This is a genomic window from Pseudoduganella sp. UC29_106 (assembly GCF_044055365.1).
Lineage (GTDB): Bacteria > Pseudomonadota > Gammaproteobacteria > Burkholderiales > Burkholderiaceae_D > Rugamonas.
This window is the reverse complement of sequence record NZ_CP171977.1, coordinates 3,139,464-3,164,789: the sequence shown is the minus strand read 5'-3', so window position 1 is coordinate 3,164,789 and position 25,326 is coordinate 3,139,464. Positions and strand designations below refer to the sequence as shown.

The window sequence follows — 25,326 nt, the reverse complement described above, 5'->3', positions numbered from 1 at the left end:
GCGGCCGCAGCGATGCGGCCGTTTTTTTATCCGGCTGTCGGCAGTTTGTAGTCCTTGAACTGCTCGCGCAGCTTGTTCTTCTGGATCTTGCCGGTGCCGCCTACCGGCAGCGCCTCGACGAAGACCACGTCGTCCGGCATCCACCACTTCGCAATCTTCCCTTCAAAGAAGCCAAGCAGCTCCTCCCGGCTGACGGACATGCCGGGCCGGCACACGACCACTAGCAACGGACGCTCGTCCCACTTTGGATGGCGGATGCCGATACAGGCTGCCTGCATCACCGCCGGGTGCGCGACCGCGATGTTTTCCAGGTCGATGGTGCCGATCCACTCGCCGCCGGACTTGATCACGTCCTTGCTGCGGTCGGTAATTTGCATGAAGCCGTCTGCGTCGATGGTGGCCACGTCTCCGGTCGGGAACCAGCCGCGGTCCAGCACGTCACCGCCTTCCTGCTTGAAGTAGGAGGAAATGATCCAGGGGCCGCGCACCTGCAGGTGGCCGAAAGTCTTGCCGTCCCAGGGCAGCTCCTCGCCTTCATCGCTGACGATGCGCATGTCCACGCCATAGATAGCGTGCCCCTGCTTGCGCAAGACCTTGCGCTGCTCCTCCAGCGGCAACTTCGTGTGCCGTGCCAGCAAGCCGCAAGTCGTTCCCAGCGGCGACATCTCCGTCATGCCCCAGGCGTGCACGACGTCCACGCCGAATTCGTCGATCAGCGTATCCATCATGGCTGGCGGGCAGGCCGCGCCGCCAATCACGGTGCGGCGGAAGGTCGAGAACTTCAGCTTGTTCAGCTGCGCATAGTTGATCAGGCCGAGCCAGACAGTAGGCACGCCGGCCGAAAAGGTCACGCCTTCCGCTTCGAACAGCTCATAAAGCGACTTGCCATCCAGCGCCGCGCCAGGGAAAACCAGCTTGGCCCCGCTCAGCGGCACCGAGTATGGCAGGCCCCAGGCATTCACATGGAACATCGGCACCACAGGCAGCACGGTATCGCGGGCGCCTACGTCCAGCGCATTCGGCATCGCCGAGCCGTAGGCGTGCAGCACGGTCGAACGGTGCGAATACAGCGCGCCCTTGGGATGGCCGGTGGTACCCGAGGTGTAGCACAGGGTGGCGGCGGAATTCTCGTCGAACAGCGGCCATTCGGAGATTGAAGGCTGGCCTGCCAGGAGCGACTCATAACTCATCAGATTGGGAATCTTCGTTTCGGCCGGCAGGCGGTCTTCGTCCGCCATCAGCACCCAGCCGCGCACGCCCTTGCAATGCGGGGCAATGGCTTCCACCAGAGGCAGGAAGGTCAGGTCGAACAGCAGGAACTGGTCTTCCGCGTGGTTGACGATGTAGGCAATCTGTTCCGGATGCAGGCGCGGATTAATCGTGTGCAGCACGGCGCCCAGCCGGACACGGCATAGTACGCCTCCAGGTGCCGGTAGCCATTCCAGGCCAGGGTGGCGAGGCGGTCACCCATGCTCACCCCAAGGGACGCCAGCGCATTGGCCAGTTGCCGGGTGCGGGCAAGGCAATCCCGCCAGGTATAGCGGTGTACATCACCCTCCACGCGGCGGGAAACGATTTCCGTCGCGCCGTAATGGCGGGCGGCAAACTCAATAATGCTGGAAATGAGCAGCGGCTGGTCCATCATCTGGCCCATCAGCGGACTCTTCGGATATGCCTGCATAACAGTCTCCCTTTAGTTTTTGACAAGCATGTGGCTGTGGCCATCCCAGCGTCAACGGATTTCAATGGCGCACCGCAGCAAAACATGCAATGCGGCGCGCTGCGCTAAAATGCGCCTGTTCGTTTGATGATTGGAAATGCCATTACTGCCGCCGCCCTCCCCTTTGACAATTCCTTCGCGAGCCTGCCGCCCGCCTTTTACACGCGGCTGATGCCCACGCCGCTGCCTGCGCCGTACCTGGTCGCCGTCAGCCCGAAGGCCGCTACGCTGGTGGGGCTGGACGCCCAGGCTATGCGCGATGAAGACACAGTCGCCACCTTGATCGGCAACCGGTGCCGGACCGGTCGAAGCCGCTGTCCGCCGTGTACTCCGGACACCAGTTCGGCGTCTGGGCTGGCCAGCTTGGCGACGGCCGCGCCATCCTGCTGGGCGACGTCGCCACGGCCGAAGGTCCGATCGAGCTGCAGCTGAAAGGTTCCGGCCTGACGCCCTATTCGCGCATGGGCGACGGCCGCGCCGTGCTGCGTTCCTCGATCCGCGAGTTCCTGTGTTCGGAAGCCATGCATGCGCTGGGCATTCCGACCACGCGCGCACTGTCGGTCGTGGGTTCGGACCAGGGCATCGTGCGTGAATCGATCGAATCGGCCGCGGTGGTGATCCGCATGGCGCCTTACCTTTGTGCGCTTTGGCTCCTTCGAGCACTGGTTCTACCGCAACAAGCCGGAGGAACTGAAACAGCTGGCCGATTATGTCATCGAGCGCTTCTATCCGAACTGATGGACGCGCCCAACCGCTACGCGGCCTTCCTGGAAGAAGTCGCGCGCCGCACCGCGCGCCTGATCGCGCAATGGCAGGCGGTCGGCTTCATGCACGGCGTGATGAACACCGACAAATGTCCATCCTCGGCCAGACCCTGGACTATGGCCCCTTCGGCTTCATGGAAGCCTTCGATGCCCAGCATATCTGCAACCATACGGACGAACAGGGCCGCTACTCCTACGCCAACCAGCCGCAGATCGGCCATTGGAACTGCTACGCGCTGGCGCAGGCCCTGCTGCCCCTGATCGGAGAAGTGGAACTGGCGCAGAAGGCGCTGGACGTGTACCAGCCGGAATTCGCCATCGAAATCGACAAGCTCCTGCACGCCAAGCTCGGCCTGAAGGCTTTCCACGACGGCGACCGCGAACTGCTGGATGGCCTGTTTGCCATCATGCAGCACAACCATATCGATTTCACCCTGTTCTTCCGCCGCCTGAGCGGCCTGCAATCCGACTCGACGGCAGGCGACGAGCCCCTGCGCGACCTGTTCATCGACCGCGGCGCCTTCGACACCTGGGCCAACCAGTACCGCGAGCGCCTGCAGGCCGAAGCCAGTGTCGATGCCGAGCGCAAGCTTGCAATGGATGGGGTCAACCCCAAATACGTCCTGCGAAACTATTTAGCTCAAGTCGCTATCGAAAAGGCGCAAAATAAAGACTTCTCGGAAGTTGAGCGCCTTTTGTCAGTTTTGGAGCACCCGTTCGACGAACAGCCAGAGAACGAACACTATGCAGCCTTGCCTCCGGACTGGGCCAGCCATCTGGAAGTCAGCTGCTCCTCCTGAAAGAACCAAATGACCGACAAACTGATCAAATCCGACGCCGAATGGCGTGCCCAACTTGACTCAATGCAATACCAGGTGACCCGCCACGCGGCCACCGAGCGCGCTTTCACGGGCAAATACTGGGACCACCACGAACACGGCATCTACCGCTGCGTCTGCTGCGGTACCGCGCTGTTCGCCTCTGACACCAAATTCGACTCCGGCTGCGGCTGGCCCAGCTACTTCGCGGCACTCGATCCGGACAAGGTAATCGAGAAGGTCGACCGTTCGCATGGTATGCTGCGCACCGAAGTCATCTGTGGAGTATGCGACGCCCACCTGGGCCACGTCTTCCCCGATGGCCCGCCACCGACCGGATTGCGCTTTTGCATTAATTCGGCTTCGCTGGAGTTTGAACCGACGCCTGAGAACAAATGAAATTTCTGTTTGATATTTTTCCGCTGCTGGTCTTTTTCGGCAGCTATAAGTACGCCGGGGCCCACGAACAAGCGGCCCAGGAATTGATCAATAACCACCTGAGCGCGATCATTTCGGGCGGCGCCGTCACGGCTTCGCAGGCGCCGATCATTGTCGCCACCATTGTCGGCATTGTCGCCACCATGCTGCAGATCGGCTATCTGCTGGTGCGCGGCCGCAAGGTGGACGGTGCGCTGTGGGTATCCATGGTGGTCTTCGTGTTTTTCGGCGGCCTTACCATTTATTTCCACGATGAAGACTTCATCAAATGGAAACCCACGATTATCTACTGGAGTTTTGCCACCGCCATGCTGGTGGCCTACCGCTTCTTTGACAAGAACCTGATCAAGGCAGCGATGGAAAAACAGGTCAGTCTGCCGGAGCAGGTCTGGATTCGCCTGCATTTCGCCTGGATTACTTTCTGGCTCGTGCTGGGTTTTGTGAATCTGTTTGTCGCCTTCGTGCTATTCAAGGCCGATAACGGCGCCTGGGTCAATTTCAAGGTATTCGGGGTTACCGGTTTGATGCTGTTGTTCTTTATTGCCCAGGCTTTTTACCTTTCGAAACATATCAAGGACGAAGCATGAGCGATCCGCGCCTGGCCAAGATCCGCGAACGCCTGGAAGCCGCTCTGGGCCCCGCTGACATCACCATTGAAGACGAATCCGCCATGCATGCGGGGCATGCCGGGGCAGCCTCCGGCGGCGGGCATTACCGGGTCCGTATCGTCTCCGATAAATTCCAGGGTCATAAACTCGTCACACGCCATCGTCTGGTGTATGATTCCGTGCACGATATGATGCATAAAGAAATTCATGCATTGGCCATTACCGCACTGGCACCGTCCGAAGTATGATATGCGCGGAGTTTTGGGTTAAGTAATCAAGAAGACTGATCACAAATTGAATAGTAGAGACATCTCGGCGATCCAGCCCCAACTCCCCGCGTTTTTCGAGTAACTTTCCCTTAGGAATTAAATCAATGACTTTCAAGCCAGCCCATTTGCTGCTCGCACTCATCGCCGTTGCGTCTGCACCTGTCTTTGCTCAGAACGTTGCTGTGGTCAACGGCAAAGCCATTCCGACCTCTCGTGTTGACGCCATCGTCAAGCAGCTGGTGGCTCAGGGCCAACAACAAGACAGCCCGCAGCTGCGTGATGCAATCAAGAAGGACCTGATCGGCCGTGAAGTAATGATGCAGGAAGCGGAAAAACAGAAGTTCGGTAACGACCCGCAGGTGAAGCAGGCGCTGGAAAACGCCCGTCAGGCCATTATCCTGAACGCCCTGGTTGCCGACTATGTGAAAAAGCACCCGGTAGCGGATGCTGAAGTCAAGGCCGAGTACGACCGCGTGGTGGCTGCCACCGGCGACAAGGAATACCACGTGCGCCACATCCTGACCGAAACCGAAGCCCAGGCCAATGACGTGATCGCCAAGCTGAAGGGCGGCGCCAAGTTCGAAGACCTGGCCAAGACCTCCAAGGATGCCGGTTCCGCGGCCAACGGCGGCGACTTGGACTGGGGCACCCCTTCCAATTTCCCGAAACTGTTCGCTGACGCCTTCGTCGGCCTGCAGAAAGGCCAGATCACCGAGAAGCCACTGCAAACCCCGAACGGTTTCCACGTGATCAAAGTGGACGACATCCGTCCTGTGAAGCTGCCGACCCTGGATGAAGCCAAGCCGCAAATCACCGACGCGCTGATCCAGAAGAAGCTGCAAGCGTACCAGGAAGAACTGGTAAAGAAAGCCAAGGTTCAGTAATCCGCTGACCCGGTCCATCCGGCGCCCCTGAGGCGCCGGTTTTGCATTTCATATATTAGGAATAAACAATATGTTGAAGCCAGCCCGCCTGCTGTTAGCATTGACCGCCATGGTCGCCGCACCAGCATTCGCACAAAACGTTGCCACCGTAAACGGCAAGCCGATTCCGGCTGCCCGCGTGGACGCGATGGTCAAGCAAGTCGTAGCCCAGGGCGGCCAGCAGGATTCGCCCCAGCTGCGCGAAATGATCAAGAAGGACCTGATCGGCCGTGAAGTGCTGATCCAGGAAGCCGACAAGCAAGGCTTCGCCGCCAAGCCGGAAGTCAAGGCTGCGCTGGAAAACGCGCGCCAGACCATCATCATCAACGCGATGCTGCAGGACTACGTGAAGAAGCATCCGGTGACCGATGCTGAAATCAAGGCTGCCTACGACGAGCACAAGGCTTCCCGCGGCGAGAAGGAATACCACGCACGCCACATCCTGGTCGGCACCGAGAAGGAAGCCCAGGACATCATCGCCAAGCTGAAAGCCGGCGGCAAGTTCGAAGAACTGGCCAAGGTGTCCAAGGACAGCTCCGCCAACAACGGCGGCGATCTGGACTGGGCCAGCCCGGGCAACTACGTGAAGCCTTTCTCCGACGCCATGGTCGCCCTGAAGGATGGCCAGTACACCGACAAGCCGGTGCAGTCCCAGTTCGGCTGGCACGTGATCAAGCTGGACGGCACTCGTCCGGTCAAGCTGCCGGCGCTGGAAGAAGTCAAGGGCCAGGTTGCTGAAGCGCTGACGCAGCGTAAAGTTGCCGCTTACCGCGATGAGCTGTTCAAGAAGGCTAAGATTCAGTAATTCCCCAGAAAGGCGCTCTTCGGAGCGCTTTTTTTTCACCCCCACGGCAAGAGCAAGTGTCTGCCACATCGTGGCAGACACTAGATTTACGCCTCTGGTTCTGCATGCGAAACGACACTCTCGCCGAAGTCATTGCAGCCCTCGCACCGCACGCCGATAGCGAGCGCGCTGTCGCGATGCGCGCCTATATGCGCGGCCAGTTCGACTTTCTTGGCATCCCCACTCCCCAGCGCCGCGCCGCCCTGAAGCCCGTCCTGGCCCCGCTGCGTGGCGCCGACGCGAATGAGCTGCTGGCGCTGGCCGAAGCACTCTGGCTGCAGCCCCAGCGCGAATACCAATACGCCGCCCTCGACCTGCTGGCGGCCCGCTGGAAAACGCTGCAAGCCGCCGAGTTGCCGTCCCTGGTCGCCCTGGCGCGGCAAAAGTCATGGTGGGATACGGTGGACGGCGTCGCCGCCATTGTCGGCGATGTGCTGCGTGGCACGCACGTAGGGATGGACCAGGCGCTGGCCGACAGCGACTTTTGGGTTCGGCGCATCGCCCTGCTCCACCAGCTCGGCTGGCGCGATGCCGTTGATGCGCCACGCCTGTTCCGTTATGCGCTAGCCTTAAGCCATGAGAAGGAATTCTTCATCCAGAAGGCGATCGGCTGGGCGCTGCGCGATTACGCACGCCACGCCCCCGCCACGGTGCAGGAATTCCTGAACGAGCACAGGGCCCGCCTCGCCCCGCTCAGTTATCGGGAGGCTGCCAGGCATCTATAGGGAGGCAGGATGATTACGCAATCCATGTTCGTGATTGCTGTGCCGGACCTCACGCGATGCGCCGCGTTCTACCGCAGCGTCCTCGGTTTCGAAGTCCATGAAATGGGTGAGCCGGACTGGCGCATCTTCGTTAATGGCAATTGCACCATTATGGCGGCCTCGCGCCCCGCAGCCATGCCGCCGTCCGATCTGGGCGACCACGCCTACTTCGCCTATCTGGTGGTCGACAAGATCGACGAATACTACCGGCGCGCGATCGATGCACGCGCCGAAATCTTCAAGGACCTGAGCAACGAGCCATGCGCCATCCGCGAATTCGGATTGCGCACGCCCGATGGCCACCGGCTGATGATAGGCCAGCCGATAGCCGAGACCATCAGCCGATGAACTTGCGCGCGTTGCGGAACATACGCATCCACGGCGATTCCTCGCCCCAGCCATCGGGATGCCAGGAGTTCTGCACGGTGCGGAAGACACGCTCGGCGTGCGGCATCATCACGGTGAAACGGCCGTCCGGCGTGGTGACCGAGGTCAGGCCGCCCGGCGAGCCGTTCGGGTTGAACGGGTAGGCTTCGGTGGCGGCGCCGCGGTTGTCCACGAAGCGCATCGCAGCGATGGCCTCGCCGATCTTGCCGGTCTGGCTGAAGTCCGCATAGCCTTCGCCGTGGGCGATGGCGATCGGCGTCTGGGTGCCGGCCATGCCCTGGAAGAAGATGGACGGCGAATCCAGCACTTCCACCATCGAGAAGCGCGCCTCGAATTTCTCCGACTTGTTGGTCGTGAACTTCGGCCAGGCGTGTGCACCCGGGATCAGCGGCTTCAGGTTGGCCATCATCTGGCAACCGTTGCAGACGCCGAGACCGAAAGTATCCTTGCGCTGGAAGAAGCGCGCAAACTGCTCCGACATCTCCGGGTTGAACAGGATGGACTTGGCCCAGCCTTCGCCCGCGCCCAGCACGTCGCCGTAGGAGAAGCCGCCCACGGCAATCACGCCCTGGAAGTCATCCAGCTTCACGCGGCCGGATATCAGGTCGCTCATGTGCACGTCGATGGCGGCGAAGCCTGCCTGGTGCATCACCCACGCCGTTTCGATATGCGAATTCACGCCCTGCTCGCGCAGGATGGCGACACGCGGACGTGCGCCGGACGCCAGGAACGGCGCGGCCACGTTTTCGGCCAGGTCGAAAGTGATCTTCGGCTGCATGCCAGGATCGGCTTCGTCCAACAGGCGGTCGAATTCCGCATCGGCGGTGGCAGGATTTTCGCGGACGCGGGAAATACGCCAGCTGGTTTCGCTCCACAGGCGGTGCAGCGCGGAACGCTGCTGGCTGTAGATGGTCTTTGCGTCGCGGGTGAATTCGACCACCCCGCGGTCGTTCGGCTTGCCGATGATGTGGCTGCAGGCGCCCAGGTTGAAGGAACGCAGCACATCCATCACGGCCGACTTCTCGTCCGCGCGCACCTGGATCACGGCGCCCAGTTCCTCGTTGAACAGCGCGCGCAGCGTGAAGTCGTTGCGGCGCTCGGCGATCTGGCCGGCCCAGTTCTTGGCGTCGCCCTGGTCCATCGCGTGCTCGGATTCCAGCGTCAGCATGTCCAGGTTCACGGACAGGCCGGCGCGGCCGGCGAAGGCCATTTCCACCAGGGTGGTGTACAGGCCACCGTCGGAACGGTCGTGGTAGGCCAGGATCTTGCCATCCTTGTTCAGCTGCTGGATGGCGGTGAAGAAGGCTTTCAGGTCTTCCGGCGCGTCCACGTCCGGCGCATCGTTGCCCAGCTGGCCCATCACCTGCGACAGCGCGGAAGCGCCCATGCGGTTCTTGCCGCGGCCCAGGTCAATCACGATCAGGGCGGTTTCGCCCAGGTCGGTGCGGATTTGCGGGGTCAGGGACTTGCGCACGTCGTACACGGGTGCGAAGCCGGAAACGATCAGGGAAACCGGCGAGATCACGGCCTTGTCCGCGCCCTCGTCCTTCCAGGTGGTGCGCATGGACAGGGAATCCTTGCCGACCGGGATGGAAAGACCCAGGGCCGGGCACAGGTCCATGCCCACGGCCTTCACGGTGTCGAACAGCGCGGCATCCTGGCCCGGCTGGCCGCAGGCGGCCATCCAATTGGCGGACAGCTTGATGTCCGAGATCTGCGATCGGCGCGGCAGCGAGGTTGGTGACGGTTTCGCCCACGGCCATGCGGCCGGAAGCCGGCGCATCGATCACGGCCAGTGGGGAGCGCTCGCCCATGGCCATCGCCTCGCCCACATAGCCTTCATAGCTCATTGCGGTGACAGCGCAGTCGGCAACCGGCACCTGCCACGGACCAACCATCTGGTCGCGCACGGACATGCCGCCCACGGTACGGTCGCCGATGGTGATCAGGAAGCTCTTGTCGGCCACGGTCGGCAGCAGCAGCACGCGGCGCGCCGCCTCTTCCAGCTGGATGCCGGTCAGGTCCAGCGCCGGCAGCTCGTTCTGTACATGCTTCACGTCGCGGTGCATCTTCGGCGGCTTGCCCAGCAGGACTTCCATCGGCATATCGACGGGGTTGTTGCCCATTTCCTGGTCGATCACCTTCAGCTGGCGCTCTTCGGTCGCGACGCCAACCACGGCGAACGGGCAGCGCTCGCGCTCGCACAGGGCCTGGAACTTCGGCAGATCGGCCGGCGCAATCGCCAGCACATAGCGTTCCTGCGATTCGTTGGACCAGATTTCCTTCGGCGCCAGGCCGGATTCCTCCAGCGGCACCTTGCGCAGGTCGAAGATTGCGCCGCGCTTGGCGTCGTTGGTGATTTCAGGGAAAGCGTTGGACAGGCCGCCCGCACCCACGTCGTGGATCGAGATGATCGGGTTGGCGTCGCCCATCTGCCAGCAGCCGTTGATCACTTCCTGGGCACGGCGTTCCATTTCCGGATTGCCGCGCTGGACGGAGTCGAAGTCCAGGTCCGCGGTGTTGGTACCGGTCGCCATCGAGGAAGCGGCCGAACCGCCCATGCCGATGCGCATGCCCGGGCCGCCCAGCTGGATCAGCAGGCTGCCGACGGGGATGTCGTTCTTGTGGGTGTGCGATGCCGAGATACTGCCGATGCCGCCCGCGATCATGATCGGCTTGTGATAGCCGAAGACGGTGTCGATGGCGCCGGCGAACTGCTGGCCGATATTCTGTTCGTAGGTACGGAAGTAGCCGCCCAGGACCGGACGCCCGAATTCGTTCGAGAAAGCGGCGCCACCCAGCGGGCCGTCGATCATGATCTGCAGCGGCGAAGCGATGCGCTCCGGCTTGCCGTAAACCTGGGATTCATCGCGCTTGCCCGCAGGTGCGGTCACATTGGCCGCGTTTTCCCAAGGCTGCACGGCGCCCGGGATCATCAGGTTGGACACGGTGAAGCCGGTCAGGCCCGCCTTCGGCTTGGCGCCGCGGCCAGTCGCGCCCTCGTCGCGGATCTCGCCGCCCGCGCCGGTGGAGGCGCCAGGGAATGGGGAAATCGCGGTCGGGTGATTGTGGGTCTCCACCTTCATCAGGGTGTGCACCAATTCCGTGGACGGTGCGTATTCGTGGCTGTCGCCGCGCGGGTAGAAGCGGGTGACTTCGGCGCCTTCAATGATGGAGGAGTTGTCCGAATAGGCGACCACGGTGCCACGCGGGTTCTTCTCGTGCGTGTTCTTGATCATCTTGAACAGCGAACGGTCTTGCGCGCTGCCATCGATGGTCCAATCGGCGTTGAAGATCTTGTGGCGGCAGTGCTCCGAGTTCGCCTGGGCGAACATCATCAGTTCCACGTCGGTCGGATTGCGCTGTGCGGTGGTGAAAGCGTTCAGCAGGTAGTCGATTTCATCGTCGGACATTGCCAGGCCGAGGTCCGTATTCGCCTTTTCCAGCGCATGGCGGCCGGCGCCCAGCACATCGATGAATTCCAGGGCCTTCCCTTCCAGGCTGCTGAACAGGCCTGCCGCCTGGTCCGGGTGGCGCAGCACGGATTCGGTCATGCGGTCGTGCAGCAGGGCCGCCACGGCTTGCGCCTCTTCCGGCGCCAGCTTCTTGGCCGCGCCCAGGCCGGTGCCCAGGATGCCGCCCTTCAGGTTCACGCGATAGGCCACGCCGCGCTCAACGCGGTGGATGTGGGCCATGCCGCAGTTGTGGACGATGTCCGTGGCTTTCGACGCCCACGGCGAAATGGTGCCGAAACGCGGAATCACGAAGAATTCCTCGACCACGCCCTCGGCGTGCTCCGGCAGCGCCGGTTCGCCATAGGTCAGCAGGCCGTTGAGGCGGTTCTTGTCGTCGGCGGAAAGCTCGGAAGCGGAGTCCACAAAGTGGATATAGCGCGCTTGCACAGAGCTGATCGACGGCAGAACGGCTTGCAGTTGGGTTAAAAGACGTTGGCTACGGAATGCGGACAGGGCGTTTGAACCCGGCAAAATCAACATGGTTGGGAGGCAGTAGATGCAGCTTGGCTGCGGATTAAAAGAATACTGGGCACGAGCTGAATGGTCTTGCGGAATTTCCTTTGCCGACATTATACCGGTTTCAGCCCCCTCTTCCCACCCCACAATTCGGGGTCAGCTCTGTCATTTGGACAGCTAGCGCTAGCTTTTGAGCTACCTCAATACGCAAAAACGGCCTATTTCCCGTATTGAGCTGGCTCAAACATCGGCGCTGCGTGTCCGAATGACAGAGCTGACCCCGAATGCCGGATCCGCCTACAATGGCATTGGAGCAACATTTTCAGCCAAAACGTGCTAAATCGCCGATTTCGGGGTGGGCTTGGAGTATGCTCCTTCCCTATGACAGCCTCGCGCGACCACAATGCAAGCCTATAACAACCTGTCGGTTCTGATCATCGATCCGAACCCGCATATGCGCGCGGGCCTGCATAATATGCTTTCGCAGCTGGATGTGGGCCAGATCGAGCATGCCGTCAGCGCCGGCACGGCGATCCGCAACCTGGATAAGCGCAACTTCGACCTGATCCTGTGCGAATACGACCTGGGCTCGGATGACGGCGGCCAGGATGGCCAGCAGCTGCTGGAAGATCTGCGCCACCACAAAGTCATCCCGCAGTCGGCCATGTTCATCATGCTGACCACAGAGGGTATGTACGGCAAGGTGGTCAGCGCCGCCGAGCTCACACCCACGGATTACATCCTGAAACCCTTCACGGTGGACGTGCTGTCCCAGCGTATCGCCCGCGCCGTGGACCGCCGCAACGCCCTCCTCCCGGTGCACCAAATGCTGGAACAGGGACGCCTGCCAGAGGCCGTGCAAGCCAGCGAGCGCGCCGAAGCCGGCCATGCGCGCTATGCGACGGAGTGCGCCCGCCTACGCGCCGAAGCCTGGTTCGCACTCGGGCGGACACTTGAGGCGCGCGCGTGTGTACGCCGGCCTGCTGGAGTCGCGCTCCCTTGGCTGGGCTCAGCTTGGCCTGGCGCGTTGCCAGTTCGCGGACGGCGATTACACGGCCACGCTGGAAACCCTGCAGTCGCTGCTGGACGAAAATCCGAAATTCATGGCCGCCTACGACCTGATGGCGCGCACCCACGAGGCCATGGGCCAGCCGGACGAAACGCGCAAGGCACTGGAAGCGGCCGTGTCGATCTCGCCCCACATGGTGCGCCGCCTGCGCCACCTCGGCCAGGTGGCTTTCGATACCGGCGACATTGCAGCGGCCGAGAAAACTTTCAGGCAGGTGGTCGCCAAGGCCAAGTACTCGGAATTCCGCGATCCCGAAGATCACCTGAACCTGGTGCGCGCCCTCGTCAGCAAAGGCGACGCAGCCGGTGCAGCCGGTGTGCTGCGCGATCTGGAGCGCTCGTCCCGCAGCGGTCCCGGCACCGATGCCTGCCGCGCCTACTCGGCCGCGCTGATCCAGTCACTGAACGGCAACGGCGAAGCGGCAGCCGCTGAACTGGCGAATGCGGCCAAGGCGCTGGAGGCTTGCGCCAGCCTGTCGCGCGGCATGAAGCTGAACCTGGTGAAGAGCTGCCTCGAAAATGGGCTGGATCAGCAAGCCATGCAGATGCTCGATGCGATGACCGAGGATTCGGCCAGCGGCATCACCCACGCCGACGCCCAGGCCCTGTACGAAAAAGCCGGCCGCAGCGACCTGGCCCACAATGAGGGCGACAGCGTTGAGCGCTATCTCGATGACCTGGTCAAGCAGGCCGCCCTGCGCAGCGGCCAGGGCGACCAGCGCGGCGCCGTGCAGGTGCTGAAGGCGGCCGTGAAGCGGCGTCCCGAGAATCCGGGGCTGATGTCCGCCCTCGCCTCCGCCATGCTGCGCCTGATGGCAGACAGCGGCTGGGATGGCCCGCTGGCCGAGCAGTGCGCCGGCCTGCTGGTGCGCCTGCGCAAGGCCGATCCCCAGCACGCCATGCTGGCCGGGCTGTCATCCCAGTACATCTCATTGCGTACCAAGTCCAACCAAGCAAGCGCCATCTCGAGCGCGGAGTAAGCACGATGCCATTGACCAGCGACCTGTCCGTTCTCATTGTCGACCCGAATCCGGCGATGCGGGGCAATCTGCACAATATGCTCAGCCAGTCCTCGATCACGCGCATCGAGTATGCAGTGAGTGCCGGCACGGCCATCCGCCAGTTGAGCAACAAGCGTTTCGACATCATCCTGTGCGAATATGACCTGGGCAATGGCAGCGAGGATAGCGGCCAGGATGGCCAGCAGCTGCTGGAAGACCTGCGCCACCACAAGCTGATCGACCGCTCGGCCATTTTCATCATGCTCACGTCCGAGGGCGTGCACAGCAAGGTGATTGGCGCCGCCGAACTGACGCCGTCTGACTATGTGCTGAAACCCTTTACGGTGGACACGCTGCTGCAGCGTATCACCCGCGCCGTGGACCGCCGCGCCCTCTTCCTGCCCATCTATCAGCAGATCGCACATGGCCAGCTGCGCGAAGCCGTGAAAGCCTGCCGCGAAGCCGAAATCACCCACGCCCGCTATGCCACGGACTTCGCCCGCCTGCGCGCCGAGCTGCTGGTCGAATTGGGCGAGCTGTCCGACGCCGAACTTGTGTACCAGGGCGTCGTGGTCACGCGCCATTCGGGCTGGGCCCAGCTGGGACTGGCCCGCTGCCAGTTCGCCCAGCAGCGCCACGACGAGGCGCGCGATACGCTGGAGCGCCTGCTGGAAATGAATCCGCAGCTGATGGCGGCCTACGACTTGCTGGCCCGAACTTACGCAGCCATGGGCCAGAACGTGCAGGCCAAAAAGGTGCTGGAGGACGCGGTGGCCCTGTCGCCCCATCTGGTCCAGCGGCTGCGCCACCTCGGCGAAGTGGCGTTCGAGTCAGGCGACATCAGCGGGGCCGAAAAGGCTTTCAAGCAGGTCGTGGCCAAAGCCCGTTATTCGGAATTCCGCGATCCCGAGGACCATGTGAACCTGGTGCGTGCGCTGGTGCGCAAGGGCGATGCCAGCCAGGCCAGCGGCGTGATCCGCGACCTGGAGCGCTCCCTGCGCGGCAACGCCAATACGGAGGCCTGCCGCGCCATTTCCAATGCACTGCTGCTGGATTTGACGGGCAAGGAGAATGAGGCGGCGGAAGAGCTGTCGAATGCCGTGACTGCGGTCGGCATGGCGCGCGGGCTTTCCAGCCAGCTGCGCATTGGACTGGTGCACGCCTGCCTCCGGCATCGGCTGGACAGCGATGCGTCCGAAGTCATGCTGAATATGATGAATGATCCGGAGAGCGGCCTGTCAATGGACCAGGCGGTGGGCGTGTTCGAAAAGGCGGGCCGGCACGACCTGGCGCGCGGCGTGGGCGACCGGATCAGCCACCAGGTCACGGAGATGCTGTCCGACGCGGCCGACAAGACCCGCGTGGGCGACCACCGTTCCGCCGTCATCACCCTCAACCAGGCGCTGCGCCGTACGCCGGGCAATCTGCCCGTGCTTTACGCCGCGGCGCAGGCCATTATCAAGCAGCTTGACGAATTGGGTTGGGAAGCGCCGCTCGCCGAGCAGGCATCCAGCCTGATCGACCGTATCCGCCGGCTGGATCCGGACAATCCGCAGTTGGCGTCATTATTAGCGCAATACACCGGCACGCAGCGTAAATACGGTATTTCGACGGCCGCGTGACGGTCGCGGCGGATCATTGATCCGCCGTGCCAAATCCGCCGCCGCCTGGCGTTTCGACCACGAACACATCGCCCGCCGCCATCACGGTCTTGCCGATGTGGCCGAGCGTCTCGCGGGCGCCGTCGGCTCGGATGACGGTATTCCGCCCCAACGCCCCCGCCTCCCCGCCAGCCATCCCGAACGGTGCATAAACACGGTTATTCGACAAGATCGCCGCCGTCATCTCCTGCAGGAAGCGCACCTTGCGCACGCCGCCATTGCCGCCGTGCCAGCGCCCCGCACCGCCCGAATCGTGCCGGATCTCGTAGCTCTCCAGCCGCACCGGGAAGCGGAACTCAAGGATTTCCGGATCGGTAAGCCGCGAATTGGTCATATTCGTCTGCACCACGTCCGTCCCATCGAAGCCATCGCCTGCGCCCGAGCCGCCGCTGATCGTCTCGTAATACTGGTAGCGTTCATTCCCGAAGGTGAAGTTATTCATCGTCCCCTGCGAAGCGCCCTGCACGCCCAGCGCGCCATACAGCGCATTGGTGATGCAGGTGGACGTCTCCACATTCCCGGACACCACCGACGCCGGATAGTGCGGATTCAGCATGGAACCGGGCGGGATGATCACGTGCAGCGGTTTCAGGCAGCCCGCATTCAGCGGAATCTCGTCGTCCACCAGCGTGCGGAACACATACAGCACGGCCGCCATGCAAACGGCGGACGGCGCATTGAAGTTGTTGTCCAGCTGCGCGGACGTGCCCGTGAAGTCGATTTCCGCGCTGCGTGAAGCCTGGTCCACGCGCACGGCAACCTCGATGCGGGCGCCATTATCCAGGTCGAGCGCGAAGTGGCCGTCGCGCAGGGCGCTGATCACGCGCCGTACTGCTTCCTCCGCGTTATCCTGCACATGGCGCATATAGGCCTGCACCACGTCGAGGCCGAAATGCGCCACCATCTTGCGCAACTCTTCCACGCCCTTCTGGTTGGCAGCCACCTGGGCGCGGAAGTCCGCCATGTTCTGATCCGGATTGCGGGCCGGATATTTGGCGCCAGCCAGCAGCACCCGCGCTTCGGCATCGCGCAACTGGCCGCCGGACGCGCCGTCCACCAGCTTGAAGTTGTTGATCAGGACGCCCTCTTCCTCGATCAGGCGCGAATCGGGCGGCATCGAGCCCGGCGTGGTGCCGCCAATGTCCGCATGGTGGCCGCGCGAACCGACATAGAACAGGATGTTCTCGTCCGCCTCATCGAAGACCGGCGTGATGACCGTAACGTCCGGCAGGTGCGTGCCGCCGTTGTACGGATCATTCAGCATATAGACGTCCCCGGCACCCGATCTTGCCCGCGTTCTCCCGCATCACCGTCTTGATGCTCTCGCCCATGGAACCCAGGTGCACGGGCATGTGCGGCGCGTTGGCGATCAGGTTGCCGTCCGCATCGAAGATGGCGCAGCTGAAGTCCAGCCGCTCCTTGATGTTTACCGAATAAGCCGTGTTCTGCAGGCGCAGGCCCATTTGCTCGGCGATGGACATGAACAGGTTATTGAAGATTTCCAGCATCACCGGATCGGCCGTGGTGCCGATGGCGCGGCGCTGCGGCAGCGCTTCGATGCGTGTCAGCACCAGATGGTCCTGCGGCGTGACTTCGGCCTGCCAGCCCGGCTCCACCACCGTGGTGGCATTGGCCTCCGCGATGACTGCCGGGCCCTTGATGATGTCGCCAATGCGGGTGGACTCGCGCAGGAACAGCCCTGTATCGCGCCACTGGCCGGCGCTGTACATCGGCACCACGCGCTGCGGCTGCAGCGGCGCATGGCGCGGCGCGGCCTGCGGTGGCGCTTCCGCCGGGGCGTCGGACTTGCCGATGGCTTCCACCGACACCGCTTCCACGATCATCGGCTTGTGCGGCATCAGGAACGAGAAGCGCTTGCGGTACGCGGCTTCGAACTGTTCCTTCATGCTTTCGACGGTGCCGAACAACACGATCAGCGCCGAATCCGTACCCTCATAGCGCAGGTGGACGCGGCGCACGATGCTGATGCGTTCTGGCGCCACCGCTTGCGCCACCAGGTCGCTGCATGCCAGCTCGCCCAGCGCTTCCAGGCGGCCTTCGAGCTCCGCATGAGCGTCCGCTGCCAGGCGCAATTCCACCGCAGCTTCGCGCATCGCGGTCTGGTCGGCCAGTCCCATGCCGTAGGCGGACAGCACCCCCGCCAGCGAGTGGATGAATACCGTTTTCATACCCAGTGCATCGGCAACAAGGCAGGCATGCTGGCCACCTGCGCCGCCAAAGCTGGTCAGCGCGTATTCGGTCACGTCGTGGCCGCGCTGGACGGAAATCTGCTTGATGGCGTTGGCCATATTGCCGACGGCGATTTCGATGAAGCCTTCGGCCACCTGCTCCGGCGACGATGGCGCGCCGGTGGCGGATTCAATCTCCGTCGCCAGCACCGCGAAACGTTCGCGCACGGTGGCCACGTCCAGCGGCTGGTCGCCGCCCGGGCCGAACAGCTTGGGGAAATTGTCCGGCTGGATCTTCCCCAGCATCACGTTGCAGTCGGTGACCGCCAGCGGTCCGCCACGGCGATAACTGGCCGGGCCTGGATCGGCGCCGGCGCTGTCCGGCCCCACACGGAAGCGGCTGCCGTCGAAGTGCAGGATCGAGCCGCCGCCCGCCGCCACGGTATGGATGCTCATCATCGGCGCGCGCATGCGCACGCCGGCAACCTGGGTCTCAAACACGCGCTCGAACTCGCCCGAGAAGTGCGACACGTCGGTGGATGTGCCGCCCATGTCGAAGCCGATCACTTTCTCGAAACCCGCTGCGCGGCTGGCGCGCACCATGCCCACGATGCCGCCCGCCGGACCGCTCAGGATGGAGTCCTTGCCCTGGAAGGCCCGCGCGTCGGTCAGGCCGCCATTCGACTGCATGAACTGCAGGTTCACGCCCGGCATGTCGCGCGCCACCTGGTCCACATAGCGGCGCAGGATGGGCGACAGGTAGGCATCCACCACGGTCGTATCGCCGCGCGCCACCAGCTTCATCATCGGGCTTACGTGATGGGACACCGAAATCTGCGTAAAGCCGATCGTGCGGGCGATGTCCGCCACGGCTTCTTCGTGCGCAGTGTAGCGGTATCCGTGCATGAAGACGATGGCCAGCGAGCGCAGGCCCCTGTCGTAGGCGGCTTGCAGCCCGGCGCGGGCCGCCTCGGCATCGAGGGGCGTGACCACATCGCCATGCGCGCCCATGCGCTCATCGATTTCAATCACGTGCCGGTACAGCAGCTCGGGCAGCACGATATGGCGGTCGAACAGGCGGGGACGGTTCTGGTAGGCGATGCGCAGCGCATCGCGGAAGCCGCGCGTGATGGCCAGCGCAGTCGGTTCGCCCTTACGCTCCAGCAGTGCATTGGTGGCGACCGTGGTGCCCATCTTTACGGCTTCGATCCGCTCCACGGGAATCGGGCCACCCGCGGCTACGCCCATCAGGTGGCGGATGCCGGCAATGGCCGCGTCGCGATACTGTTCGGGGCTCTCGGACAGCAGCTTGTGTGTGCGCAGCCGCCCATCGGGCATGCGCGCCACGATATCGGTGAAAGTGCCGCCGCGGTCGATCCAGAATTGCCAGTCCATTGCATGCCTCGCTTACGTCGATAGAGGCATATTGTAGTGCGCCGGCCGGTTGGCGGGCGCACTTCCGATGCTATTATTGCCTGCATGACTCCTCTCTATACCGTTGCCGAGATCCGCGACATCGAACGCGCCGCCGCGCAGCGGCTGCCCGAGGGCGCCCTGATGCAGCGCGCAGGCCAGGCGGGCGCCAACGAGGCGCTGGACCTGCTGCCCTTCACGACGTCCAAGGCCAGGGTGCTGGTGCTTGCAGGCCCCGGCAATAACGGCGGCGACGCACTGGAAACCGCGGCCCACCTGGCCCACGCCGGCGCCCAGGTCACCCTGCTTCACTTCGAACCGTCCGGCGAGCCGTCGGCCGAGCGCCGTCACGCACTGGAGCGGGCGCGCGGCGCGCCTTTGCGTATCCTGCCGCCGGATTCAGCAGCCGTTGCCGGCGCGGAGTGGAACCTGGTCATCGACGGACTGTTCGGTATTGGCCTCAAACGCCCTTTGTCCGGCATCGCAGCGGAGCTGGTTGCGGCCGTGAATGCGCTGCACTGTCCTGTCCTGGCGCTGGATATCCCGAGCGGGCTCGATGCCGATACGGGCGCCCTGGTCGGCGACGGCGTGGCCGTGCGCGCGACGCATACGATCACGTTCCTCGGCGACAAACCGGGCCTGCACACATGCGAAGGACGCGACCATGCGGGGCTGGTGCTGGTTTCCAACCTGGACATCGACGGCGCCCTCTTTGCGCGTACGGCGGCGCAACTGTCTGACGCGGCGCTGTTTGTCCATTGCGCCCAGCGCAGGCGGCACAGCGCGCACAAGGGCAGCTTCGGCAATGTGGCGGTGCTGGGCGGGGCGCGCGGCATGGCGGGCGCGCCCATTCTCGCGGCGCGCACGGCGCTGATGTGCGGCGCCGGGCGGGTTTATGCCTGCTTTGTCGGCGAGCCGCCCGCCTTCGACCCAGCCCATCCGGAGCTCATGTGCCGCAGTGCCCAGGAATATGATTTCGACATCGCTGTCACCGTGGCGGGGCCGGGGCTGGGCATGTCCGCTGCCGCGTCGGAGATGCTGATCAACGCCCTGCACAGCCACAACGCGCTGGTGACGGACGCCGATGCGCTGAACCTGTGCGCGGCCGATGCGCGCTTGCGCGAATTGCTGGCAGCGCGCAAGCCGCCCACCGTGCTGACGCCCCATCCACTCGAAGCGGCCCGGCTGCTGGGCTGCACGACCGGCGACGTGCAGGCCGACCGGCTTGGTTCCGCGCGCCGGCTGGCCTCTTCACTTAACGCGACCGTGGTGCTGAAGGGGTCCGGCACTGTGATTGCGGCCGCCGATGGCGCGGTGGTGGTCAATACGACGGGCAATCCGGCACTGGCCACCGCGGGCACCGGAGACGTGCTGGCGGGCCTGTGCGGCAGTTTGCTGGCGCAGGGATGGCCGGCATGGGAGGCAGCCGTCGGCGCGGTCTGGCTGCATGGGATGGCGGCGGATGTGCTGGTCGCCGAGGGCGCAGGCCCGGCCGGGCTTACCGCTGGTGAACTGATACCCGCAATCCGCACCGCCCTCAATCGCCTCGCGAGCCACAGCAGCCGTTAGAACCCAAGGCATGAAGCTGGTGTCTGCCACATCGTGGCAGACACCTGGTTTTGGCCGTGGGTTCTAAAGGACCAAACGGCCCGCAGCGATCGTGATGGTCCTCGAGCACCGAGCCGCGATGGACGGATCGTGCGTCACCAGCACCAGGGTCGAGCCGCGCTCGCGATTCAGCTCGAACATCAGCTGGATCACCGCTTCCCCGGTTGCCGCATCGAGGCTGCCGGTCGGTTCGTCCGCCAGCAGCAGTGGCGGTTCGGTGACAAAGGCGCGGGCCAGGGCCACGCGCTGCTGCTCGCCGCCGGACAGGAACTTCGGATAATGATTCAAACGGCTGGAAAGACCTACACGGCCCAGCATGACCTCCGCCTTCAAGCGTGCATTCGAATCACCGGTCAGTTCCAGCGGCAGCATCACGTTTTCCAGCGCCGTCAGGTGCGGCAGCAGCTGGAAGGACTGGAACACGAAGCCCAGTTTTTCCTTGCGCAGCGCGGCGCGGCCATCTTCATCCAGGGCGAAGATGTCCACGCCATCGAGCACCACGGTGCCTTCGGACGGCGTATCGAGGCCGGCCAGCAGACCAAGCAGGGTCGATTTGCCGGAACCGGAGGCGCCAACGATGGCAAGCGTCTCGGCCTTTTGCACGGTAAAATCCACGCTATGCAGGATTGTCAGCTCGCCGCTGGCATCGGCCACGCGCTTGCTCAGGCCCGATACCGCGATGGCAGCCTGCGACACGGATACACGCGCTGCCGGCATGGCCGGCGCGTCAGGAATGAAACTGGTGGTAGACGCTTGAGGGAAATCGGGCATGATCTTGTTTAATAAGTTGCGACTGGCCATGGCCGCCCTGCTCCTGCTGGTCAGCGCGGCAAACGCCTATTCTGCACCAAAAACCCTGCTCGTGGTGGGCGATAGCCTGTCGGCCGAATACGGCCTGGCGCGCGGCACCGGCTGGGTGGCCCTGCTGGAGCAGAAACTCAGGACGCAAAAGCTCGATGCCAATATCGTCAACGCCAGCGTCAGTGGCGAGACCACCAGCGGCGGCCGCACGCGCCTGCCGGCACTGCTGAGCAAGCACAAGCCCGATGTGGTGGTCATTGAACTTGGCGCCAACGACGGCTTGCGCGGCCTGCCCGTGCCGGCCGCCGAAGCGAACCTGCGCGCCATGGTCGAAGCCTCGCGCAAGGCCGGCGCCCAGGTACTGCTGGTCGGCATGCGCATGCCGCCGAACTATGGCCGCGACTATGCGGACAAATTCTTCGCCATGTACGGCACGCTGAGCAAGTCGGTCAATGTGCCATTGGCTCCTTTCATGCTGGATGGCGTGGCGCAGAAGCCCGACCTGTTCCAGCCGGACCGCCTGCATCCGCTGGCGGAAGCCCACCCGATTATCCTGGCCAATATCTGGCCCCACCTGCTTCCCATACTTAAAACAAAATGAAGTATCCCGAACTACTGAAGATTGAAGACGTACTGCCGCGCCTCGATGAATTCGACACGATCATCGATGCCCGCAGCCCTTCCGAATACGCACTGGACCACCTGCCCAACGCGATCAACTGCCCGGTGCTGGACGACGAGCAGCGCATCGCCGTCGGCACGATGTACAAGCAGGTTGGCTCCTTCGAGGCGAAGAAGGTAGGCGCGGCGATGGTGTCGAAGAACATCGCTTATCACATCGAGACGCTGTGGCTGGACAAGCCGCGCGACTGGAAGCCTCTCGTCTACTGCTGGCGCGGCGGCAACCGCAGCGGCTCGCTGGCCCATGTGCTGGCCAAGATCGGCTGGCCCGTGGTGCAGCTGGACGGCGGCTACAAGGCGTTCCGCAACCAGATCAACCTTGAGCTGGAAAAGACGCCGGAGCTGGATTTCCGCGTGATCTGCGGCACCACGGGCAGCGGCAAGACGCGCCTGCTGGATACGCTGGAGGCGATCGGCGCGCAAGTGCTGGACCTTGAGCAACTGGCGGCGCATCGCGGTTCGGTGCTGGGCAATATTCCGTGCCAGCCGCAGCCTACGCAAAAGGCATTTGAAACGTCGATCTGGGACCGCCTGCGCCGCTTCGATCCGTCACTGCCGGTGTTCGTGGAGTCGGAGAGCAAGAAGGTGGGCGATTTGCGCGTACCGGCCGCACTGATGGACCGCATGCGCGCTTCGCCTTGCATCGCGATGCAGGTTGCGCGCGGGGATCGCGTGAAGTTGCTGATCGAGGATTATCAGCATTTCGCCTGCAATGCACCGGCGCTGAATGCACAGCTGGAGTTCCTGACTCCGCTGCATGGCAAGGAAAAGATCGAGCGCTGGCAGGGGATGTCCAACGGCGGACAGATGCCGTCGCTGGTGGACGAGCTGTTGGTCGATCATTATGACCCGGCTTATCTGCGATCCATTAACCGGAATTTCGCGCAATACGATAAGGCGCAGGTGGTGGAGCTGGCGGATATTTCGCCGGAGTCGTTCCTGGCGGCTGCGCGGCAACTGCATCGCGAATAAAAAAAAGCCGCCTGATGGCGGCTTTTTTTCAACCCGAGGCCAAAAGCTGGTGTCCGGCACATCGTGCCTGACACCCGGTTCACGCCTTGGGTTTTCCCGGACTTACTCGGCTTTCGCTGGGGCCGCGTTCATCGGGCGAACGATCTTCACTTTCGCCTTCTGCTTCAGCACTTCCACGTAACCGACCATCTCCTGCTGCGCGACCATATTGCCGATCTGCGATGCTTCCATGTCACGGCGGGCAGCGTCTTCGGTCGCAGGCTGCTGGACCTTGCCGATGCGGTAGACACCGTAGCCAACGCCCGGCACGTCCACGCCAACATAGGCAGGCAGCTTGGACACGTCAGCGCGCATCACAGCCTGGAAGGCGGCGGGGTTGAAGTCCGGCTTGGCGCGGGACACCACCTTGGCGTCGCCAAAGCCGGCGGCATCACCGGACTTCTTGCCTGCAGCCAGTTTTTCTTCGCCCGCCTTGTGCGCCAGCTTCAGCGCTTCTTCCATGGTCACGCGCTGGCGGATCGCTGCATCGACTTCGGCCAGCGGACGCTTGGAGGCAGGCTTGAATTCGACGATGCGGCCGGCGATCAGGGTGCTCGGCGCGACTTCAACGGCTTCGGTATTGCGCTTGTTCTTGATCGCGTCGTCGGTGAACACCGCAGTCAGGAACTTGGCGTTGTTGAACGGCGCCTGGCCCAGGGCCGGCGACGGGTTGCGGCTCAGGCCATTGGCGGTTTCGATCTTCAGTTTCAGCTTGTCGGCCACCGGCTTCAGGCTGTCGGCCTGCTCGTACACGGTGTTGGTGAAGGTTTCAGCCGCCTCGGAGTACATCTTGCCGGCTTTCTGCTTCTTGATCTCGGCGGCGATCTCGCCCTTCACTTCTTCCAGCGGCTTGGTGTGCGCAGGCTTCAGCGAAGTCACGGTGATGATGTGCCAGCCGAACTCGGACTCCACCAGGTTGCTGATCTCGCCCTGCTTCAGGCTCAGGATCGCATCTTCAACCGGCTTCACGAAAGTGCCCTTGACCAGCACATCCAGGTCGCCGCCCTGCTCCGCGGAACCCGGGTCGTCCGACTTGGCCTTGGCGATCTTGGCGAAGTCGCCAGGATTCTTGCGCACTTCGGCCAGGATGGCTTCGGCCTTGGCCTTGGAAGCCGCCTTGTCGGTACCGGCCTTGATCAGGATGTGGCTGGCGCGGCGGGATTCTTCTTCGCTGTAGCGCTTTTCATTGTTCTTGTAGAAGGACGCGATCTCTTCGTCGGTGGCAGTGGCCTGGTCCGCGATGGCGGCAGCGTTCAGCACCACATATTCGATCTTCGCCTGCTCCGGCACTTCGAACAGCTTGGCGTTCTTGTCATAGAAGGCCTTCACCATTTCATCGGTGACCTTCACCTGCGGCACGAAGGACGCCACAGGCAGCATCAGTTCCTGCACTTCGCGCTCCTGGGCGCCGAAGTCGGAAATCATCTTGCTCACGGTGCGCGGTGCGAAGCCGCTCAGCTCAATGGCGCCGGTCAGCTGCTGCAGCGACAGGTCCTGGCGCAGGCGCGCCTGGTGCATTTCAGGCGACATGCCCTGCGCGGCCAGCACGGCCTTGTAGCGCTCGACATCGAACTTGCCCTGGTCATTCACCAGGCCCGGGATTTCGAGAATCAGGCGCTGCAGGGTGGCGTCGCTCACGGTCAGGTGGGCGCGGCGCACTTCGGAATTCACTGCGCGCTCGGCGATCAGCGTATCCAGCACGTTCTGCTTGAATTCAGGCGTTTCGAATTGCTTCTGGTCGAATTGCGGGCCCAGGCGCTGGCGGAAGTTCTCCAGCTGGTTGCGCTGTGCGTTGTCCAGCTCCTGCTGCGTCACCGGATGGCCGTCGACCTTGGCGAGCGTGTTGGCGTCGTCGCCAAAGCTCTTGTACCCGCTGATGCCCACCAGGGCGAACGACGGAACAATCAGGATCGCCAGAATAATCTGCATCAGTTTTTGATGCGTGCGAACAAAATCAAACATGGTCAGCTGGTTTCCAATCTTGTGGATGCTACGTAAATGTTCGCGCGATTTTACAGGTCACTTGCCCACAGAGCAAGACGCGTAAACGGAAAAGCCCCGCAGCTCTTTCGAAGTGCGGGGCTATTCGGGAATTCTGGCGGAGCGGACGGGGCTCGAACCCGCGACCCCCGGCGTGACAGGCCGGTATTCTAACCAACTGAACTACCGCTCCAGGTAGTTGTGTGCGTTTGCTGGCGGAGCGGACGGGGCTCGAACCCGCGACCCCCGGCGTGACAGGCCGGTATTCTAACCAACTGAACTACCGCTCCTGCAAACACAACACGGTACTACAACACGTTTAACTGGTGGGCGCTGAGAGGGTCGAACTCCCGACCTAATCCTTGTAAGGGATCCGCTCTACCAACTGAGCTAAGCGCCCGGTTAAA

14 protein-coding genes, 3 tRNA genes and 5 pseudogenes are annotated in these 25,326 nt (G+C 63.2%); 14 read left to right on the top strand and 8 right to left on the bottom strand.

The features are described from left to right. Positions 1 to 26: 26 nt before the first annotated feature. Positions 27 to 1,681 (bottom strand): annotated as a pseudogene (locus ACHMW6_RS16180) (3-(methylthio)propionyl-CoA ligase). A gap of 210 nt (positions 1,682 to 1,891) precedes the next feature. On the opposite strand from ACHMW6_RS16180, the pseudogene ACHMW6_RS16175 reads away from it, so the two are divergent. From ACHMW6_RS16175 to ACHMW6_RS16140, 8 genes and pseudogenes are all read left to right on the top strand, one after another. Beyond that, a pseudogene (locus tag ACHMW6_RS16175) lies at positions 1,892 to 3,284 on the top strand (YdiU family protein). Positions 3,285 to 3,293: 9 nt separating this feature from the next. Then, complete coding sequence (gene msrB / locus ACHMW6_RS16170; protein ID WP_395408084.1) at positions 3,294 to 3,701, top strand: peptide-methionine (R)-S-oxide reductase MsrB; 408 nt, start codon at positions 3,294 to 3,296, stop codon at positions 3,699 to 3,701. Further along, positions 3,698 to 4,327, top strand: coding sequence for a septation protein A (locus tag ACHMW6_RS16165; protein WP_395408083.1), 630 nt, complete (start codon positions 3,698 to 3,700; stop codon positions 4,325 to 4,327). Before msrB ends, ACHMW6_RS16165 begins: the two co-directional genes overlap by 4 nt. After that, positions 4,324 to 4,596: a BolA family protein gene (locus ACHMW6_RS16160; protein ID WP_395408082.1), complete on the top strand. Its 273-nt coding sequence runs from the start codon at positions 4,324 to 4,326 to the stop codon at positions 4,594 to 4,596. The genes ACHMW6_RS16165 and ACHMW6_RS16160 overlap by 4 nt, the downstream gene beginning before the upstream one ends. Before the next feature lie 125 nt (positions 4,597 to 4,721). Then, complete coding sequence (locus ACHMW6_RS16155) at positions 4,722 to 5,501, top strand: peptidyl-prolyl cis-trans isomerase (protein ID WP_395408081.1); 780 nt, start codon at positions 4,722 to 4,724, stop codon at positions 5,499 to 5,501. Between the two features lie 70 nt (positions 5,502 to 5,571). Continuing rightward, entirely contained in the window at positions 5,572 to 6,345 is a 774-nt protein-coding gene (locus ACHMW6_RS16150; protein WP_395408080.1) for a peptidyl-prolyl cis-trans isomerase, read from the top strand. Between the two features lie 104 nt (positions 6,346 to 6,449). Further along, positions 6,450 to 7,109 carry a DNA alkylation repair protein gene (locus ACHMW6_RS16145; RefSeq protein WP_395408079.1) on the top strand — a complete coding sequence of 220 codons (660 nt, stop codon included), beginning with the start codon at positions 6,450 to 6,452 and terminating at the stop codon, positions 7,107 to 7,109. A 9-nt stretch (positions 7,110 to 7,118) separates the two neighbouring features. Next, positions 7,119 to 7,496 carry a VOC family protein gene (locus ACHMW6_RS16140; protein ID WP_395408078.1) on the top strand — a complete coding sequence of 126 codons (378 nt, stop codon included), beginning with the start codon at positions 7,119 to 7,121 and terminating at the stop codon, positions 7,494 to 7,496. On the opposite strand, the pseudogene purL reads toward ACHMW6_RS16140, so the two are convergent. Further along, a pseudogene (purL, locus tag ACHMW6_RS16135) lies at positions 7,486 to 11,530 on the bottom strand (phosphoribosylformylglycinamidine synthase). The gene ACHMW6_RS16140 and the pseudogene purL overlap by 11 nt on opposite strands. A 379-nt stretch (positions 11,531 to 11,909) precedes the next feature. Between purL and ACHMW6_RS16130 the strand changes: the two are divergent. From ACHMW6_RS16130 to ACHMW6_RS16120, 3 genes and pseudogenes are all read left to right on the top strand, one after another. Then, positions 11,910 to 12,227, top strand: a pseudogene (locus ACHMW6_RS16130) (response regulator); the annotation flags it as partial. 232 nt (positions 12,228 to 12,459) lie between these two features. Beyond that, positions 12,460 to 13,554: a tetratricopeptide repeat protein gene (locus ACHMW6_RS16125; RefSeq protein WP_395408077.1), complete on the top strand. Its 1,095-nt coding sequence runs from the start codon at positions 12,460 to 12,462 to the stop codon at positions 13,552 to 13,554. Between the two features lie 5 nt (positions 13,555 to 13,559). Further along, positions 13,560 to 15,197, top strand: coding sequence for a tetratricopeptide repeat protein (locus tag ACHMW6_RS16120; protein WP_395408076.1), 1,638 nt, complete (start codon positions 13,560 to 13,562; stop codon positions 15,195 to 15,197). Positions 15,198 to 15,210: 13 nt separating this feature from the next. Here the strand turns inward: ACHMW6_RS16120 and ACHMW6_RS16115 are convergent. Further along, a pseudogene (locus ACHMW6_RS16115) lies at positions 15,211 to 18,820 on the bottom strand (hydantoinase B/oxoprolinase family protein). A gap of 84 nt (positions 18,821 to 18,904) precedes the next feature. On the opposite strand from ACHMW6_RS16115, the gene ACHMW6_RS16110 reads away from it, so the two are divergent. After that, entirely contained in the window at positions 18,905 to 20,407 is a 1,503-nt protein-coding gene (locus ACHMW6_RS16110; RefSeq protein ID WP_395408075.1) for an NAD(P)H-hydrate dehydratase, read from the top strand. A gap of 63 nt (positions 20,408 to 20,470) precedes the next feature. On the opposite strand, the gene ACHMW6_RS16105 is transcribed toward ACHMW6_RS16110, so the two are convergent. Beyond that, entirely contained in the window at positions 20,471 to 21,163 is a 693-nt protein-coding gene (locus ACHMW6_RS16105; protein ID WP_395408074.1) for an ABC transporter ATP-binding protein, read from the bottom strand. Between the two features lie 52 nt (positions 21,164 to 21,215). On the opposite strand from ACHMW6_RS16105, the gene ACHMW6_RS16100 reads away from it, so the two are divergent. After that, the gene (locus ACHMW6_RS16100) at positions 21,216 to 21,848 is read left to right on the top strand and encodes an arylesterase (protein ID WP_395408073.1); all 633 of its coding nucleotides are present in this window, start codon (positions 21,216 to 21,218) and stop codon (positions 21,846 to 21,848) included. Then, a complete protein-coding gene (gene mnmH, locus ACHMW6_RS16095) occupies positions 21,845 to 22,900 on the top strand; it encodes a tRNA 2-selenouridine(34) synthase MnmH (protein WP_395408072.1) in 1,056 nt (351 codons plus the stop codon). The genes ACHMW6_RS16100 and mnmH overlap by 4 nt, the downstream gene beginning before the upstream one ends. A gap of 102 nt (positions 22,901 to 23,002) precedes the next feature. On the opposite strand, the gene ACHMW6_RS16090 is transcribed toward mnmH, so the two are convergent. The 4 genes from ACHMW6_RS16090 to ACHMW6_RS16075 form a co-directional block, all read right to left on the bottom strand. Further along, complete coding sequence (locus ACHMW6_RS16090; protein ID WP_395408071.1) at positions 23,003 to 24,868, bottom strand: SurA N-terminal domain-containing protein; 1,866 nt, start codon at positions 24,866 to 24,868, stop codon at positions 23,003 to 23,005. 167 nt (positions 24,869 to 25,035) lie between these two features. After that, positions 25,036 to 25,112: transfer RNA gene (locus ACHMW6_RS16085), tRNA-Asp, on the bottom strand. A gap of 20 nt (positions 25,113 to 25,132) precedes the next feature. Beyond that, positions 25,133 to 25,209: transfer RNA gene (locus ACHMW6_RS16080), tRNA-Asp, on the bottom strand. A gap of 34 nt (positions 25,210 to 25,243) precedes the next feature. After that, positions 25,244 to 25,319, bottom strand: a tRNA-Val gene (locus tag ACHMW6_RS16075). Positions 25,320 to 25,326 lie beyond the last annotated feature (7 nt).

Coding starts and splice junctions, on each gene's coding strand:
- ACHMW6_RS16150 (WP_395408080.1), top strand. CDS start 5,572: ATGTTGAAGCCAGCCCGCCTGCTGTTAGCATTGACCGCCATGGTCGCC.
- ACHMW6_RS16120 (WP_395408076.1), top strand. CDS start 13,560: ATGCCATTGACCAGCGACCTGTCCGTTCTCATTGTCGACCCGAATCCG.
- mnmH (WP_395408072.1), top strand. CDS start 21,845: ATGAAGTATCCCGAACTACTGAAGATTGAAGACGTACTGCCGCGCCTC.
- ACHMW6_RS16145 (WP_395408079.1), top strand. CDS start 6,450: ATGCGAAACGACACTCTCGCCGAAGTCATTGCAGCCCTCGCACCGCAC.
- msrB (WP_395408084.1), top strand. CDS start 3,294: ATGACCGACAAACTGATCAAATCCGACGCCGAATGGCGTGCCCAACTT.
- ACHMW6_RS16105 (WP_395408074.1), bottom strand. CDS start 21,163: ATGCCGGCAGCGCGTGTATCCGTGTCGCAGGCTGCCATCGCGGTATCG.
- ACHMW6_RS16160 (WP_395408082.1), top strand. CDS start 4,324: ATGAGCGATCCGCGCCTGGCCAAGATCCGCGAACGCCTGGAAGCCGCT.
- ACHMW6_RS16090 (WP_395408071.1), bottom strand. CDS start 24,868: ATGCAGATTATTCTGGCGATCCTGATTGTTCCGTCGTTCGCCCTGGTG.
- ACHMW6_RS16110 (WP_395408075.1), top strand. CDS start 18,905: ATGACTCCTCTCTATACCGTTGCCGAGATCCGCGACATCGAACGCGCC.
- ACHMW6_RS16100 (WP_395408073.1), top strand. CDS start 21,216: ATGATCTTGTTTAATAAGTTGCGACTGGCCATGGCCGCCCTGCTCCTG.
- ACHMW6_RS16155 (WP_395408081.1), top strand. CDS start 4,722: ATGACTTTCAAGCCAGCCCATTTGCTGCTCGCACTCATCGCCGTTGCG.
- ACHMW6_RS16165 (WP_395408083.1), top strand. CDS start 3,698: ATGAAATTTCTGTTTGATATTTTTCCGCTGCTGGTCTTTTTCGGCAGC.
- ACHMW6_RS16140 (WP_395408078.1), top strand. CDS start 7,119: ATGATTACGCAATCCATGTTCGTGATTGCTGTGCCGGACCTCACGCGA.